Source organism: Mycobacterium sp. DL99 (genome assembly GCF_004762045.1).
Taxonomy (GTDB): domain Bacteria; phylum Actinomycetota; class Actinomycetes; order Mycobacteriales; family Mycobacteriaceae; genus Mycobacterium.
Genome location: NZ_SJOM01000007.1, coordinates 4,053,243 through 4,069,144, shown reverse-complemented (window position 1 = coordinate 4,069,144; position 15,902 = coordinate 4,053,243). Strand labels below are relative to the sequence as shown.

Sequence of the window (15,902 nt, the reverse complement as noted above, 5' to 3'; positions counted from 1 at the left end):
CCCCGGCGCCAGACCGGGACGTCGGCCGAACTGTAGATGTCTACAGCCTGACTCAGCTGTGGTGTGTTGTTGTCCAACTGCCCTGCTGAGCCGGGTGTTCGTCGGTAGTGTGACGTTTGTCGACAGAGCAGCTCCCGGCAACGCTAAGGAAACCTGTTGGTTCTCTACGAATTTCGTTGTGCGTCCGGTTGTGGCGTCACGAAGAAGATGTTCTCGATGAGCGCGCGCCCGGACGTGATCGACTGCCCTGGCTGCCGGGGGCCGGCCCGCAGGACGATCGCGGCCCCGAACCTGGGCCGCGGCGGCTCGACCGCCATGTCACTGCAAGACGCGACACGCGCGTCGGCCGACCGTCCCGCAGTGGTGGCCGGACCGCCGGCGGGCGGCCGGCGGCAGAAAGTCACCACCAACCCGCTCCATCAGAAGTTGCCCCGTCCCTGAAGTCCGCAAAGGAGGATCAATGCCCGAAGTCGTATTCCCGCTCGACTCGACCAAGAAGTTCACCGATCAGGAGAAGCTGGGCCACAACCGGTGGCACCCCGACATCCCGGCCGCGGTAACGGTCAAGCAGGGCGACTCGTTCCGGGTGCACTGTCGCGAATGGTTCGATGGTGCCATCGTCAACGACGATTCGGCCGACGACATCCTCAACGCACCGCTGACGACGGTGCACGTGCTCTCCGGCCCGATCGCCGTCGAAGGCGCCAAACCGGGCGATCTGCTGATCGTCGACATCCTCGACGTCGGCCCCATCCCGCAGGAGGATTCCGGGCCGCTGGCCGGCCAGGGCTGGGGCTACACCGGCATCTTTCCCAAGCTCAACGGCGGCGGCTTCCTCACCGATCAGTTCCCTGACGCCTACAAGGCGATCTGGGACTTCTCCGGTCAAAAGGCCACCTCACGGCACGTCCCGCACGTGGAGTTCACCGGCATCGTGCACCCCGGGCTGATGGGGACCGCACCCTCGACCGGGCTGTTGGCGAAGTGGAACACCCGCGAGGCCGCACTGATCGCGACCGACCCCGACCGGGTGCCGCCGCTGGCCCTGCCGCCCGAACCGCGCGACGCGATCCTCGGCGGACTGACCGGGGACGCCGCCACCTTGGCCGCCGCCGAGGCGGCCCGCACCGCCCCACCGCGCGAGAACGGCGGCAACCAGGACATCAAGAACCTCACCAAGGGCAGCCGGGTGTTCTATCCGGTGTACGTCGACGGGGCCAACCTCTCCGTAGGCGACCTGCACTTCTCCCAGGGCGATGGCGAGATCACGTTCTGCGGTGCCATCGAGATGGGCGGCTTCATCGACCTGCGCGTCGACGTCATCCCCGGCGGCATGGAGCCCTACGGTGTGAGCGAGAACGCAATATTCATGCCCGGCAACACCGATCCGCAGTACTCCGAATGGCTGGCATTCTCCGGCACCTCGGTCACCCTCGACGGTGAACAGCGCTACCTGGACTCGCACCTGTCCTACCAACGGGCCTGCCTGCACGCGATCGACTATCTGACCAAGTTCGGCTACAGCCCTGAGCAGGCGTACCTGCTGCTGGGTGCTGCCCCCATCGAAGGCCGTCTGTCCGGCGTCGTCGACATTCCGAATGCCTGTGCGACGGTGTATATCCCGACCGCGATCTTCGATTTCCCGGTCGCGCCGTCGGTCACCGGGCCGGTGCAGATCGACCCTGGTATGGGGGCCCCGCACTCGTCGTTCAACTGACACCTCCGGACACCAGTCGCGGCGGGCCGGGCCGCGGTCGAACTATCCTCGTCACCGAGACGACCGCGTGCCCGCCCCGACCCGGGGCTTGGTGCAACCGGAAAGGATCGCGCAATGACCCCGCCCCCTGGTGCCTCGCGCCTCGGCACCCGGTTCGGACCCTACGAGCTGAAATCGCTGATCGGTGTCGGTGGCATGGGTGAGGTGTACCGGGCCTACGACACGGTCAAGGAACGCATGGTGGCGGTCAAGCTGCTGCGCACCGAGATCGCGGCAGACGCGAGCTTCCAGGAGCGGTTCCGGCGTGAGTCCCGGGTGGCGGCGCGGCTGCAGGAACCGCACGTGATCCCGGTGCACGATTTCGGCGAGATCGACGGCGTGCTGTACATCGACATGCGGCTGGTCGAGGGCGCCAGCGTCAAGGAGCTGCTGCGGACCAACGGCCCACTGTCCCCGGAGCGGGCCACCGCGATCGTCACGCAGGTGGCCGCGGCATTGGACGCCGCGCATGCCGACGGCCTGGTGCACCGTGACATCAAGCCGGAGAACGTCCTGCTCACCGCCGATGACTTCGCCTACCTGGTGGACTTCGGCATCGCTCACGTCGGGGGCGAGGCCAGCGTCACGATGACGGGTGTGCTGATCGGATCGAGTGCCTACATGGCGCCGGAGCGGTTCTCCGGCGGCCCGGTCGGACCGGCCGCCGACGTGTATGCCCTGACCTGCCTGCTCTACGAGATGCTGATCGGCCGGCCACCGTTCGAGACGGGCGATCTGCGCCAGTTGATGAGCGCCCACATGTTCTCCCCGGCGCCGCGGCCGAGCATCATGCGCCGCGGGATCCCGCGTGCATTCGATGACGTCGTGGCCAAGGGCATGGCCAAGGACGCCGTCGACCGCTATCCCAGCGCCGGTGAACTGGCCAAGGCCGCCCGCGACGCGGCCGGTTCCGGTGCGGCTCCCGCACCGCCGCCGCTGCTGCCGCCCACTCCGGCGCCCGCACCCGCCCCTCCGAGGCTCACTCCGCAGCCGCAGCCGCAGCCGCAGCCTCAGCCGCCGTCACCGGGCACCCGCGAGTTCTCGTCGATCTACCCCAACCCGAACCACACCGGCTACACGCCGTACCCACCGCCGCCGCCCCCGCTACAGGCACCGCCGGCTCCGGCGCGCAAGCCGCGGTTCAGCCGGGCCCAGCTCACCTTGATCCTGGTGTCGGTGGGCCTGTTCGGGATCGCCGCTGTGCTGGCCGCGGTCCTGGCCAGCGGCGGCGACGGCGCCTCCACCCATGAGACGTTGACCGCGCCGACCCCGCCGAGCGCGACATCCGAGGCGCCGACCACGACCACGACCACGGCAGGGTCGGCGACGGCCAACGTGAGCGGCACCGACGACCAGGGCTTCGTCGACCACACCGCACGGTGCCCCGCGGGTAGCACCCCGGCCGCCGTGATCCGGACCGCGTCCTCACTGGCGGTGATCTGCCAGACCGGCTCCGACAGCTTCTCTTACCGCGGTGAGCGGCTCAGCGACGGCGCCAACCTCCAGATCCCCACCGTCGAACGGTCCGGCAACGGCTTCGTGGCCGTCAACCCCGCCGACGGTGCGCGCTATGAGGTGGGGCCCGACGGCCTCACCATCAGCAGCTACGGCAAGGTCGATTCGTCGGAACCGCCACTGGAATACGGCGAGCGCTGATACGCGACCGCGTGACATGCGGCCGACGAAAAGCCCTGTCAGGAGGCCGTTTTCACTACGCGCGCCTTTGCTGAAACGGGGGCGTACACGGCGACCGGATTGGTCTTGCCCTTGAGCGCCAACCCCGGCCGGGGCTCGAAATCGCCTCGGTCCCCGGTGAGTTGACTCAACGTGGCGGCGGTCAGCAGCACGGTGTCGCCGGTCTGGCGGGTGGCGGTCTCGACCCGGGATGCGACGTTCACCGCGTCGCCGATCACCGAGAATTCCAAACGCCCTGCGCCACCGACATTTCCGGCTACCACCGGTCCGGAGTTCAGGCCCACGCCGACCGTCAGGCTGCCGCTGAACTCCTCGTGCACCGCGTCGGCGATCTGCAGCGCGGCACCGAAGGCGTCATCAGCGTGACGGTCCTGGCGCCGGGGCGCCCCGAAGACCGCCATCAGCCCGTCACCCGCGTATTTGTCGACGTGGCCGCCGTGGTCGTGCACGATCGGGACGATCCGCTCGAACAGCCGGTTCAGTGTCGTCACCACCTCGGTGGGCCGCAGCCGCTCGGCGAGTGTGGTGAATCCGCGCACGTCGACGAACATCAGGGTGACATCCATCTCCTGGGCTTCCAACGATCCGGCGGCGCACAGGATGTGTTCGGCCACATCGCGATCCACGTAAGTGCCGAACGTGTCGCGGATCCGTTCACGCTCGGCCAGGCCGGCCGTCATGGTGTTGAAACCGGCTTGTAGCCGCCCGATTTCACTGACGTCGTCGACCTCGACCCGGGCGCTGAAGTCGCCCGCCTGCACCTGGGCCAGGGCGCGGCGCAGCGCGGTGACCCGGTCGGTCACCGACCGGATGGCGATCAGGATCGCGAACAGACCCACCACGATCGCCACCGCCACCAGGATCAGGATGGCCGCGAAGGTGCGCTCGGCCAGGAAGCCGACGTCGGCCAGATAGCTGGCCGCCAACACCGCGATGCCGAACAACGGAACTCCCGTCGCGAGGAGCCATGCCATCACCAGCCGGCGCCCGATCGTCGGTCCGAATCGTCGGTCCGGGGTGGCACCGTCGAGCGCCCGTGCCGACACCGGCCGCATGACCCGTTCGACGATCAGGTACCACACCGCGCTCGTCGAAATGCCGCCCAGCGCCACCACGCTGAAGATGTACACCGCGGTGGACACCTGCTGAGTGAGCGCCAGTGACCCGAAGATCACCGCCCCGACGCCCCACACCGCAGCGGACAACCGGACCGCCTCACCCGGGGCGCCCAGCGTCATCCGCTGTTCCTCCGCGGTGGGCGTACGCCCCTCGCTCAGCCAGGCCGTGCTGGCGGCGAACCGGCGCCGCCGTACCCGCAGCATCACCGGAACCGCCACCGCCAGGAACACGATGAGCACGCTGCCCCCGCGGATCAGCAGGCGATGGGTGTCCGCGGGGCTCAACACGATGGGCGCCGCGAAGGCCAGGAAGGCGCCGACGATCCCGCCGCCCCCGGCGCTGACCACGGCCGCACCCCACACCCACCGCTTGAACGTCTGGTCCCGAAGTTCGGCCCCGATGTCGGCGGGGGTGACAGCGATGGGAGCGTCGAGGTGTGCCAAGCCGTTGACGGTGGCGTCCATGAACAAAGCGTGCGCGCGTGGCGCGGGTGCTCGATAGGGTAGTCGGCTACCTGTTTCCTGCTCGGCGCGCGAAGCCTTCGCGCCAATCTGCTCCGCTACTTGCCGGTGGCGTCGGATATCCCCACCGGCCCTTTAGTCTGGAATCGGATGCACGAACGGAACAAGGGGACACACATGTTGGTAGTGCTCGGTTATGACGGGTCGCTGGCGGCCAACGCGGCGATCCGCAGCGGCGCCGCACTGTTCCCGGCCGCCGACGCGGTGGTCGTCTATCTGTGCACGCCGCCGTTCGGCAGCAAGGGGTTACGGGCCCGGCTGCGGCATTCGGCGCGCAATGTCGACGAGTTGATCGATCTGGTCGATCACGAAAGCGAGGGTGAGGCCGCACGGTTGGTCGACACCGGCGTCATCCTGGCGCGGGCGGCCGGCTGGAATCCCGAGCCGCAGGTCAAGCGCACCTGGGCGGGCGAGGGCCTGGGGTTGGCGCAGGTGGCCGAACAACTCGAACCCGATGTGTTGATCGTCGGTGCCCGAGGGATCGGTGCGAGCGACTCGAAGCTCGGCAGTGTCTCGGACCTCGTGGTGCACCACGCGCCCCGTGCGGTGCTGGTGGTGTCCCAGACCATGCTCTCGGCGGAATACGACGCGGTGACCGAGGGTCCGGTCGTGGTCGGCGTGGACGGCTCAGCCGGTTCCGAGCGAGCGCTGAGTGCCGCCCGGGCCCTGTTCCCGGCCCGTGAGGTGGTCACAGTCGGGGTGGACGACGGCGGCGCGGTTGACGTTGCCGCAGCCCAGGCAGCGCATCTCGTACCCAGATTCCGCGGGTCCGGCGCCGGAGCGACCGCTGACGCATTGGTCGCCTTTGCCGAAGATCAACGGGCCGCTGTCGTCGTCGTGGGCTCGCGCGGGCGGTCGGCGCTGAAGAAGGTGCTGCTGGGCAGTGTGGCTGCCGCGACGCTGCAGCGCACCTACCGTCCGGTCCTGGTGGTTCCGGGCGGCTAGCCTCGGCGGCCTTGACGCTCTGCTGCGCGTTCGGCCGCACGGGAGTGTTCGGCGGCCGAGACCACGACCGCGTCAGGGCCGGGATAGACCGTCGCTTCATGGCCGGTGACCAGCCACCGCACCACAAACGGTGGAGATCCGTCCTCGGTGCGCACCTCGAGGATCTCGGCGTGCTGATCGTGCTGGTCGGTGGTGGTGCCTTTGACTACCAGAAAATCGCCGACGTGGGCTTTCATCGTCCGCTCCCTTCGCCGTACCAGGCGGACACTCCTATCGTGCGCGCGTCGGGCCGCGGAAGGAACCGTGCGCCGAGAAGATTCACACGTGAACATCGCGGAGGCCGCGCGCGTTGCGCAGGCCTGAGCAGTTGTAGCAGCCCACGCAGCCGACGCAGTCGCGGCAGCGGGCGCAGCCGAGGCAACCCACACACCGCAGGCACGCGAAGCAGCCGATACAGGCCAGACAGCCCATCATCGCGAATGACAGCACGGTGAGCGCGCTTCCGAATACGGCGGCGCTGCCGGCCGTCGCCGCCGAGCCGGCCACCCCGGCGCTGGACGCGGTGGCCGCCGATCCTGCGACTCCGACACTGGTGACGGTCGCGGCCGATCCGGCCACCGCCGCGCTGGCCGCAGTGGCGGCCGATCCGGCCACCGCCACACTGCGATGCGTCGCGGGGGAGAGCGTGGTGGTCCTCATCCCGCTGTCTTGCCCGCGTCGACGATGTACACCGCGCCGTGCACGGCGGCGGCGTCGTCACTGGCCAGGAATGCGATGGTCTTGGCGACGTCGGCCACGTCCATCATTCCGCGGGGCGCGGCGATCCTCATGATCAGGTTCCAGTCGGCGTTCTCTGGTGCGGCGAACTCGGTGGTCTGCGGGGTGAGCATGCCGCCCGGGCACACCGCGTTGACGCGAAGACGCTCCGAGGTGAACTCGATGGCCAGGGCACGGGTGAGGCCGACGAGCCCGTGCTTGGCCGCGCAGTATCCGGCCGAGTAGACCTCGCCCTCGATTCCGGCGATGGAGGCGACGTTGACGATGTTGCCGCCGGCCTCCAGCAGATGGGGCAGGGCCGCCCGGCACAGGAAGAACGGACCGTTCAGGTTGACCGCGAGATCCTTGTCCCAGTCCTCATCGGTGACCGAGACGGTGTGGCGCATCTGGTGGAATCCCGCGACGTTGATCAGGGCGTCGAGGCGGCCGAACTTCTCGACACACTGGGCCACCGCGTCCCGGCAGGCTTCCGAGGAGGAGATGTCCACCGAGGCATATGCGCCGCCGGGCACGTCCTCGAAGACTGTCGCCATCCGCTCGGCGTCGCGGGCGACACCAAACACCGAGGCGCCGCGTGCGGCGAACAATTGGGCCACTGCCGCGCCGAGACCCGATGAGGCACCGGTGACCAACGCGACCTTTCCATCCAGAGCTGTCATGGCTCACACCTTCTCACGCGGTCTGGCGGGGGCTGACTGGGTGGCTTAAATCAATGGTGGCCGGTATTCGACATCGTTATCGTGACGAGGATGAATCAGCCGGATCTGGACGTGCGAATTCAGGCCTACTACACCAACCAGTTCACCGAATCCGAGCGGCTGCGAACCCGATCGGCACAGGGGCGGTTGGAATTCGAGCGTGTCCAGGAACTAGTCGGCGCACGGATCGCGCCACGGTCGAGGATTCTGGATATCGGGGGTGCGACGGGTGTCCATGCGGCCGCCCTCGCCGAGCAGGGGCATGACGTGGTTCTGATCGACCCGGTACCCGACCATGTGGCGACTGCTCGCCGCTGCGGCACCTTCACCGCCGAGATCGGCGATGCTCGCGACCTCAACTTCCCGGATGATGCGTTCGACGTCGTCCTGATGTTCGGTCCGCTGTATCACATTGTTTCCCAACACATCCGGATCAATTGCCTGAGGGAGGCAAAACGGGTCGCACGGTCCGGTGGCTGGCTGTTTGCGGCGGCAATCACCCGGTTCGCCTGCCACACCGTCAACACCCTGGGGCGGGACGATCTCACGGGTGCGACATATCCCGCCGAGCTGATCGCACTGCTGGAGCGCGGGGACGCGCCTGCTACCGTCCGATTCCCGGGCGGCCATTTCCACACCGGTGAAGAACTCCTGCAGGAGATGGCAGCGGCAGGCTTGCCCGACGCAGAGGCTCACGCCATCGAAGGTGCCAATGGATTTGCCCTGGAGGAGCTTCCGGTCGTCGATGAGGAGATCCACCAGGCGGCGATGAGCTTGGTTCGGCTCAGTGGCCATCTCCCCGGCATCAGGGACATGACCAACCATCTGATGGGTATCGCCCGCATCCGCAAGTAGATCCGGTTGAGGATGTCAGGCCCGCTGCCGCGGTCTGGCGGGCGGAACCGCGGCCAGTAGTGTGCGCGTGTAGGAGTGCTCAGGTGCGGTGAACAGTTCGGTGGCCGGGCCGTACTCGACGACTTCGCCGGCCCGCATCACCAGCACGTCGTGACACATCCGGCGCACCACCGCCAGATCGTGCGCGATGAACAGGTAGGTCAATCCCAGCTCGCGCTGCAGCTCGGACAACAGGTCCAGCACCCGTGACTGCACCGACACATCCAGGGACGCCGTCGACTCGTCGAGGATGACCACGTCGGGTTTGGTGGCCAGCGCCCGGGCGATACTGACCCGCTGCCGCTGACCGCCGGACAGCTCGTGCGGATACCGTGACGCGAAATCTGTTGGCAGTCCCACAAGTTCGAGCAACTCAGCCACCCGCTCGGCGCGGGCCCGACGCCCCGTGGCCAACCGGTGCACGCGTAGCGGTTCGCCGATCGCAGCGCTGACCCGGGCCCGCGGATCGAGTGAAGCGAACGGATCCTGGAACACCAGGCTGATCCGCCGGCGCAGGGCGCGCCCGCCGGCGAAGACGTCCTCGCCGTCCAGCGTCGCGGTACCCGCCGACGGCTCCGCCAGCCCGGTGAGCGCGGCGGCCACCGTTGACTTGCCCGACCCTGATTCGCCGACGATCCCCAGCGTTGTCGCGCGTCGCAGCTGAAACGAGACGTCCTTGACGGCATGCACCGATCCGTACCGCACGTCAAGTTCGTTGATGTGCAACAGAACCGGTGTATCGGCCGGGGCGGGTGCGGGTCCGGCGCCGTCGAGCAGCGGCCGGGCTGCCAGCAACTCGCGGGTGTAGGCGTGCTGGGGATGATCGAAGACCTCGAGGATCGGTGCCTGTTCGACGGCCTCGCCGTCGCGCAGCACGGTCACCTCATCGGCTACCTGGCCGATGACCCCGAGGTCGTGACTGATCCACACCACCGCAGTTCCGAAATCCCGCTGCAGATCGGCCACCAGCTCGATGATCTGGGCCTGGGTGGTGACGTCGAGCGCGGTCGTCGGTTCATCGGCGATGAGCAGTTCCGGATCGCAGGCCAGGGCGATCGCGATCATCACCCGCTGACGCTGCCCGCCGGACAGTTGGTGCGGGTACGCATCGAGCCGATCGGGGGACAGTCCGACCGCCTCGAGCAGCTCACCGGCCCGCACCCGCGACTGGCGCCGGGTCATCTTGCGGTGTGTCTCAAGGGTTTCGGTGATCTGCCGTTCCAGGGACAGCAGAGGGTTCAGCGACGTCCCGGGATCCTGGAAGACGAACCCGACGCGGCTGCCGTGCACCGCGCGCAGCGCCCGCGCCGACGCCCCGATCAACTGGGAACCGCCGGCCAACGTGCTGGTGCCCATGACCACGGCACCCGGTGCGTCCAACAAGCCGGTGGCGGCCAGCACCGTCATCGACTTACCCGATCCGGACTCACCGACGATGCCGACGGTCTGCTCACGGTGCACCTCGAAGGCCACACCCCGTACGATCTCGCGGCGACCGATCGCTACTCGCAGATCGTTGACCCCCAGCACCGGCTGGCTCATTTGCGCCCTGCCCTTCTCGCCTCGATCGAAGTGCGCTGTTTCGGATCGAGCACATCGCGCATCCCGTCGCCGAACAGGTTGAAAGCCAACACCATCACGAAGATCGCCGCGCCCGGGAACACCGCCATCCACCAGGCCAGCGTGACAAATCCCTGAGCGTCGAAGATCATCCGGCCCAGTGACGGCTGCGGCGGTTGGATGCCCAGCCCGAGGAACGACAGTGCGGCCTCGGCCAGGATCGCGAATGCCAACGACAGGGACAGCTGAACGATCAACGGCCCGGCGATGTTCGGCAGGATGTGCCGGATCAGGATGTAGCCGTCACCGGTGCCCATGCTCCGCGACACCGCGACGAACGGCTCCACCCGCACGCCGAGCGCCGACGCCCGGGCGACCCGCGCGAAGATCGGGATGTAGACGATCCCGATGGCCAGCATCGTGGTGGTGATGCCGGGCCCGAGGACCGCCACGATCGCCAGCGCGAGCAGCAACACCGGGAAGGCGAACATGACGTCGACGACGCGCATCACCACGGTGTCGATCCACCCGCCCCGGTAGCCGGCGAGCACACCGACCAGCACGCCGATCACCGCGGCCAGCGCGACGGAGACCACTGCGACCCGAAGCGAGGCCGCGATCGCCACCAGCACACGTGAGAACACGTCGCGGCCAAGCTCATCGGTGCCGAACCAGTGCGCGGTGCCGGGGCTCTGCAGCGCATTGGGTACGTCGATGTCGTTGATGCCGTACGGGGCGATCCAGGATGCGGATACCGCGACGATCAGCACCGCCAGCAGTACCGCGGCGCTGACCGCGGTGACCGGATTCGACAACAGCAGCCGCCAGGATGCGACGCGGGAATCTTGGGTGGTGGTCACGACAGCCGGATTCTCGGGTCGACGACCGCATACAGCACGTCCACCAGCAGGTTGATCAGCAGGAACAGCACCGCGATCAACAACACCGCACCCTGGATCACGGGATAGTCCCGCGCGGCAACGGAATTGAACACCAATCGGCCCAAACCCGGCCAGGCGAAGACCACTTCCACCACGATGACCCCACCGAGGATCGTGGCCAATTGGATCCCGGTGATGGTCAACACCGGCAGCAGCGCGTTGCGCACGATGTGGCGGAAAGTGACCACCGGCGGTGCCAGGCCCTTGGACCGGGCGGTGCGGACGTAGCCCATGGCGGCGACCTCCAGCACCGCCGAGCGCACGTAGCGCGTCATGATGGCGCCGGCCACCAGGCCGACCGTCAGACCGGGCAGGATGATGTGACGCAGCCAGCCGCCCGGATCACCCAGCAGCGGACGGTATCCGGAGGTGGGTAACCAGCCCAGCGTCGAGGCGAACACGCCGATCAGCAGGATGCCCAACCAGAAATCCGGCACCGATACCCCGAACTGACTGGCGACCCGCACGATCGCGTCGCTGGCCCGTCCCTCCCGCAGCGCGGCGAAGATCCCGGCGGGTAGCGCGATCACCAGGGCGATGAGGATGCCGACTACCCCGAGCGACAAGGTGGCGGGCAGCCGGTCGAGCAGGGTCACCGTGACCGGGTCACCGTTGCGGAAGCTGACGCCGAGGTCGCCGGTCAGTGCTGAGCCGAGATACGAGAAGAACTGCTCGACGATGGGGCGGTCCATACCGCTGGCCGCTCGCAGCGCGTCGTAGGCCTGCGGGGTGTAGCGGGTGCCGAGCGCGATGCGGACCGGATCGCCCGGCACCAGGTGTACCAGGGCGAATACCACGACGAGCACGCCGACGAGCACCACCGCCGAGTACAGCAGCCGGCGGGCCAGGAACTCCACGATCGGGTGGTTCGCACGAATCGTGCTCAAAGCCTTTTGGGTCACTGGGTTTCATCTCCGTCAAGGTCGGCGGTGCGGAACCGGACGGCACCGTCGCGGCGCACCTGATACCCCGACAGGTTGTTGGCCCAGGCCTGGATCACCGACGGGTTGTACAGGTAGATGTAGCTGGCCTGGTCCGCGATCTGGGTTGCGGCCTTGGCGTAGATGTCTTTTCGCTTGGCGACATCGGTTTCGGTACGGCCGGCATTCAGCAGTCGGTCCACCTCGGGGTCGGAGAACTTCTGCGCATTGCTCGTGCCGTGTGTGTGGTGCTGGGCGTAGTAGAAATCGTCCGGGTCGATGTTTCCCAGCCACCCCATCATCAGCATGTCGAAGCGGCCGGTGTTCTGTTCGTCGAGCCAGGTGGCGAAGTCCACCGTGCGGATGTTCACCGTGATGCCAAGGGACGCAAGGTTGTCGGCGATGATCTGGGCTGCCGTCACCGTCTCGGGGTACTCGCTGGTGGCCAGCATGTCGAGGTCGTGTGGGGCCGCACCCGCGTCCCGGAGGAGGCTCCGTGCCTTGTCCGTGTCGTAGTGGTACCGGTGATAGTCGGTGAACCACGGGCTGCCGCGCGGGATCGCCAGCTGGTTGACCTCCGCGGTGCGGTAGCTGGTGGCCGCGGCGATCGCATCCCGGTCGATGGCGTAAGCGATGGCCTCGCGCACCCGCGGGTCATTCCATGGCGGCCGGGCTTCGTTGAGCGCCAGATACCAGTAGTCGTTTCCCGGAGTGAGTGCCAGCGTCAGCGAGTCGTCGTCGCGCAACTGTGCCACCCGCTGCGGCGGCACCGAATCTGTCCAATCGATCTCGCCGGCCTGCAGCGCCGACAACGCCGTCGTCGGCTCGGAGATGAACCGGAACGTCACCCCGGAAACCGGGGGAGCACCTCCCCAATAGTGCGGGTTGGCCTTGAGTGTGATGGAGTCACCGCTGCGCCGTCCGGCGAACGAGAACGGGCCGGTGCCGATCGGATGGGTGGCGATCTGCCCGCTCTCGACGTTGGCGCGCTGCACGATCGCCATGCCCTTGAACCCGCCGAGGTTGGTCAGCAGGTTCGGGGTGGGCCGGCGGACCGTGATCCGCACGGTCGCCGGGTCCGGCGCGGTGACACTGCTGAGGGCACTGAACTTGTCGACGTTGGTCAGTTGTTCGTCGATGATGCGCCGGTACGAATAGACCACGTCGTCGGCGGTCAGCGGGCTGCCGTCATGCCAGCGCACGCCGTCGCGCAGGTGAAACGTCCAGGTGAGTTGGTCGTCGCTGACCTCCCAGGACTGCGCCAGCGCCGGCCGCATCTGTAGGTCCTCGTCGGGCTCGACCAGCGTGTCGAACACGTTCTCCAACACTTCGAACGAGAAATAGGCGCTGGTTCGGTGTGGGTCGAGCTGATCGGGTTCCCCTGCGATGGCCGCGATGAGATTGCCCGACGACTCGTCGCCCAGGTCGATTCGGCTGCCCGTGGAACACGCCGCCGAGCAGGCAGCCAGCACGAATACCAGGACTGCCGCCAACGTTTTCATCGCTGGTCGTGTCGTCACGATTACTCCAGGATCACCGCGGGTGATCCGCCGTACGCTCACCCGCTGGGGCCGCCACGGGGGCCGGCGTGAGATATCCGGACCCATACCGGTGACGACGCTGATGAAGACTGCGATACTCACCCATTGTGACCTTCAAGCGCGCGGCGGCCGCGACCGCCCTGATGTCGGCTCTGGGAATCGGACTCAGCCTGGGGGTTGCCGCCCCGGCACAGGCCGATCCCGTCATGCAGGGCGTCTACACCTACACCCAGGACGGCATGGACCCGCAGACCTGGACGGTGTACCCGTCCTGCGTCCCGGTGGTCGGCGATCTGCGTGAGCCGCTCGAACTGGCGGTGGCATGCCGACTGCACGTCGCGACGACCAAAGACCTCAAGGGCGGCGACGCACGGCTCACCGGCGGGGTGTGGACGTATTCGACGGCGGCGATCGAAGGCATGCAGTGCCCGGACGGCAGCTGGGAGCCGACCACCGAGACCTACAAGTTCGACGATATTGCGATGACCGGCACCCGCAGCGTGGCCCACAACCAGGCATGTGGCGGCACCATCGAGCCGGCGATCCTCAACTTCCCGTTCAAGCTGGCGTTCAAGGAGCCGTTGCCGAAGCCCGTCGACGTCTACCCGCTCGACTGCGAGCCGGGTGGCTTGCGGTGGTGCACCTAGGCGCAAGGACCGACGGGGAGTGCTACCGCTGATCGACGGAAAAGTCGTCGACATCACCGGGCCCGGCCGCACCGACCGGTTCGGCGTCACCGCCACTGATCTCGGTGCGTCGGTCGTCGCACCCAACGGCAAGCTGGTGTCGGTATTCGGCGACACGTTCTCCGGCAGCCGCGTCGGGCAGGGCGACTGGCGTTCACCGGTGGTGCTGATCGGCTCCGGCGACGCCAACCACGAGATCGTCTACGAATTCGCCGGGGGAGCCGACCCCACCTACGCGCGCCAACTGTGGCACTACATCCATGACGACGAGGCATCCGGGTGGCGGCATGGCGGGATCAGCACCGTGATCCCGTCGGATCTGCTGCGGGTGGGCGACTCGCTGTACCTGCACGCGATCGTCAATCATGGCTTCGGCACGGTGATCTGGACTGAGATCTGGCGCTCCGACGACAGCGGGGTGTCGTGGACCCATCTGGGTGAGGAGGCGAAGTTCCCGGCCGACCTGCACGATGGTTACGCCCAATGCTGGTCGTGGGACTTCGATCCCCACGACGGTTGGGTGTACGTGGTGGCCACGGGATTTCAGCGCGACAAGGGCATCATCCTGATGCGGGTCCGGCCCGATCAGATCGGCCGGCGGTCGCAGTACGTCAGTTGGGGGTTCACCAACGGACGCTGGCAGTGGGGGCGGCAGGCCACGCCGATCACGCCGCCGGACGAGACCTGGGGTGAGCTGACCTTCCGCCGCACCGCTCCGGGCAGATGGGTCCTGGGCGGATTCCTGGCCTCCTCATACGCATTGGGCTACCGGGTGGTGTCCTCCCCGGTGGCCAACATGTACACCACCCCGGTGCAGACACCGATCGTCGGATCGTCGTGGGAGGCAGAGGACCAGGCCCACAACAAGGTCGCCCAGCTCTACGGCGGCTACCTGCTGCCGGGCTCCCGCTTCGGCATCACCGGCGGCGTCGGGCTGGTGGTATCGCAATGGCGCACCGACACGGGATGGCCTTACCGGGCAATGCAGTTCAAGGCCGGGCTGAAGGACACCTCCAAGACGCCGCGTCAGCCCGATCCCGTCAACCTGTGACCGTCAGGCGGTGAACCCGCCGTCGACGTTCCAGTTCGCCCCGGTGACGAACCCGGATTCCGGGCCGGCCAGGAAGCTCACCACGGCCGCGATGTCGCTGGTGTGCCCATAGCGGCCCAGTGCGACGACTCCCTTTGCCGCCTCGGCGAACTCGCCTTGATCGGGGTTCATGTCGGTATCGATCGGACCCGGCTGCACGTTGTTGACCGTGATCCCGCGCGGGCCCAGCTCGCGGGCCAGGCCTCGGGTCAGCGAGGCGACCGCGCCTTTGGTCATCGCGTAGGCCGACAACCCCGGCTCGGGTACCCGGTCGGCGTTGATGCTGCCGATGTTGATGATCCGGGCCCCCTCGCCGAGATGGGCCACTGCGGCGCGGATGGCGGCGAACACGCCACCGATGTTGACCGCCACCAACCGGTCGAATTGCTCTTGCGGGAAGTCGTCGATCGGCGAAATCACCGCCACCCCAGCGTTGTTGACCAGGACATCCAGACCACCGAGATCTGTCACGGCGCGCTCGACCGCGCCGGCGACCTGGGCCGGATCGGCGCTGTCGGCCTGGATCGCCACGGCCTTGGCGCCGTCGGCCGTGAGCTCGGCGACCAGCTTGTCGGCCTCGGCCGCCGACGATCCGTAGGTGAACGCCACGGCGGCGCCGTCGGCGGCCAGGCGCCGGACGATCTCTGCGCCGATCCCGCGGGAGCCTCCGGTTACCAGTGCGCGCCGCCCGGCCAGGGATGCAGATGTCATGTCGTTTCCTTCCACGCGTTAAAGGCTTTCCGGCCGGACCGGCCGTGG

General features: G+C 67.8%; 16 protein-coding genes. 7 read left to right on the top strand and 9 right to left on the bottom strand.

The window, feature by feature from the left end; all coding sequences use genetic code 11:
• Positions 1 to 216 precede the first annotated feature (216 nt).
• The 3 genes from EYZ64_RS32085 (at position 217) to EYZ64_RS19970 (ending at position 3,412) form a co-directional block, all read left to right on the top strand.
• Positions 217 to 441, top strand: a complete 225-nt coding sequence (locus tag EYZ64_RS32085; RefSeq protein WP_167857889.1) for a zinc ribbon domain-containing protein — start codon at positions 217 to 219, stop codon at positions 439 to 441.
• 19 nt (positions 442 to 460) lie between these two features.
• The gene (gene fmdA / locus EYZ64_RS19975) at positions 461 to 1,717 is read left to right on the top strand and encodes a formamidase (RefSeq protein WP_135456012.1); all 1,257 of its coding nucleotides are present in this window, start codon (positions 461 to 463) and stop codon (positions 1,715 to 1,717) included.
• Between the two features lie 114 nt (positions 1,718 to 1,831).
• Complete coding sequence (locus EYZ64_RS19970; RefSeq protein WP_135456010.1) at positions 1,832 to 3,412, top strand: serine/threonine-protein kinase; 1,581 nt, start codon at positions 1,832 to 1,834, stop codon at positions 3,410 to 3,412.
• A gap of 38 nt (positions 3,413 to 3,450) precedes the next feature.
• Here the strand turns inward: EYZ64_RS19970 and EYZ64_RS19965 are convergent, their stop codons facing one another.
• On the bottom strand, positions 3,451 to 5,034 hold the full coding sequence (locus EYZ64_RS19965) for an adenylate/guanylate cyclase domain-containing protein (protein ID WP_286175068.1): 1,584 nt from the start codon (positions 5,032 to 5,034) through the stop codon (positions 3,451 to 3,453).
• Positions 5,035 to 5,208: 174 nt separating this feature from the next.
• Between EYZ64_RS19965 and EYZ64_RS19960 the strand changes: the two genes are divergently transcribed.
• Positions 5,209 to 6,036: a universal stress protein gene (locus EYZ64_RS19960; protein ID WP_135456008.1), complete on the top strand. Its 828-nt coding sequence runs from the start codon at positions 5,209 to 5,211 to the stop codon at positions 6,034 to 6,036.
• On the opposite strand, the gene EYZ64_RS19955 is transcribed toward EYZ64_RS19960, so the two are convergent.
• The 3 genes from EYZ64_RS19955 to EYZ64_RS19945 all read right to left on the bottom strand — a co-directional run bounded on the left by EYZ64_RS19955 (position 6,033) and on the right by EYZ64_RS19945 (position 7,472).
• Positions 6,033 to 6,272, bottom strand: coding sequence for a DUF1918 domain-containing protein (locus EYZ64_RS19955; RefSeq protein WP_135456006.1), 240 nt, complete (start codon positions 6,270 to 6,272; stop codon positions 6,033 to 6,035). The genes EYZ64_RS19960 and EYZ64_RS19955 overlap by 4 nt on opposite strands.
• A gap of 82 nt (positions 6,273 to 6,354) precedes the next feature.
• Entirely contained in the window at positions 6,355 to 6,735 is a 381-nt protein-coding gene (locus EYZ64_RS19950; RefSeq protein ID WP_135456004.1) for a hypothetical protein, read from the bottom strand.
• Entirely contained in the window at positions 6,732 to 7,472 is a 741-nt protein-coding gene (locus EYZ64_RS19945; RefSeq protein ID WP_135456002.1) for an SDR family NAD(P)-dependent oxidoreductase, read from the bottom strand. Before EYZ64_RS19945 ends, EYZ64_RS19950 begins: the two co-directional genes overlap by 4 nt.
• Before the next feature lie 90 nt (positions 7,473 to 7,562).
• On the opposite strand from EYZ64_RS19945, the gene EYZ64_RS19940 reads away from it, so the two are divergent.
• Positions 7,563 to 8,366, top strand: a complete 804-nt coding sequence (locus tag EYZ64_RS19940) for a class I SAM-dependent methyltransferase (protein ID WP_135456000.1) — start codon at positions 7,563 to 7,565, stop codon at positions 8,364 to 8,366.
• Positions 8,367 to 8,381: 15 nt separating this feature from the next.
• Here EYZ64_RS19940 and EYZ64_RS19935 read toward each other — a convergent pair whose 3' ends face one another.
• Genes EYZ64_RS19935 through EYZ64_RS19920 form a run of 4 tightly spaced genes read right to left on the bottom strand, consistent with a single transcriptional unit; the run spans position 8,382 to position 13,328 of the window.
• A complete protein-coding gene (locus EYZ64_RS19935) occupies positions 8,382 to 9,947 on the bottom strand; it encodes a dipeptide ABC transporter ATP-binding protein (RefSeq protein ID WP_135455998.1) in 1,566 nt (521 codons plus the stop codon).
• The gene (locus EYZ64_RS19930) at positions 9,944 to 10,825 is read right to left on the bottom strand and encodes an ABC transporter permease (RefSeq protein WP_135455996.1); all 882 of its coding nucleotides are present in this window, start codon (positions 10,823 to 10,825) and stop codon (positions 9,944 to 9,946) included. The genes EYZ64_RS19935 and EYZ64_RS19930 overlap by 4 nt, the downstream gene beginning before the upstream one ends.
• Positions 10,822 to 11,808 carry an ABC transporter permease gene (locus tag EYZ64_RS19925; RefSeq protein ID WP_286175067.1) on the bottom strand — a complete coding sequence of 329 codons (987 nt, stop codon included), beginning with the start codon at positions 11,806 to 11,808 and terminating at the stop codon, positions 10,822 to 10,824. The genes EYZ64_RS19930 and EYZ64_RS19925 overlap by 4 nt, the downstream gene beginning before the upstream one ends.
• Complete coding sequence (locus tag EYZ64_RS19920; protein ID WP_135460131.1) at positions 11,805 to 13,328, bottom strand: ABC transporter substrate-binding protein; 1,524 nt, start codon at positions 13,326 to 13,328, stop codon at positions 11,805 to 11,807. The genes EYZ64_RS19925 and EYZ64_RS19920 overlap by 4 nt, the downstream gene beginning before the upstream one ends.
• Positions 13,329 to 13,474: 146 nt before the next feature.
• Here EYZ64_RS19920 and EYZ64_RS19915 point away from each other — a divergent pair, with 146 nt between their 5' ends.
• Together EYZ64_RS19915 and EYZ64_RS19910 are read left to right on the top strand one after the other, a co-directional pair.
• Positions 13,475 to 14,014, top strand: coding sequence for a hypothetical protein (locus EYZ64_RS19915; protein WP_135455994.1), 540 nt, complete (start codon positions 13,475 to 13,477; stop codon positions 14,012 to 14,014).
• Between the two features lie 19 nt (positions 14,015 to 14,033).
• Complete coding sequence (locus EYZ64_RS19910) at positions 14,034 to 15,104, top strand: glycoside hydrolase family 183 protein (RefSeq protein WP_135455992.1); 1,071 nt, start codon at positions 14,034 to 14,036, stop codon at positions 15,102 to 15,104.
• Between the two features lie 3 nt (positions 15,105 to 15,107).
• Here EYZ64_RS19910 and EYZ64_RS19905 read toward each other — a convergent pair whose 3' ends face one another.
• The gene (locus EYZ64_RS19905) at positions 15,108 to 15,854 is read right to left on the bottom strand and encodes a 3-oxoacyl-ACP reductase family protein (protein WP_135455990.1); all 747 of its coding nucleotides are present in this window, start codon (positions 15,852 to 15,854) and stop codon (positions 15,108 to 15,110) included.
• Positions 15,855 to 15,902: the final 48 nt, after the last annotated feature.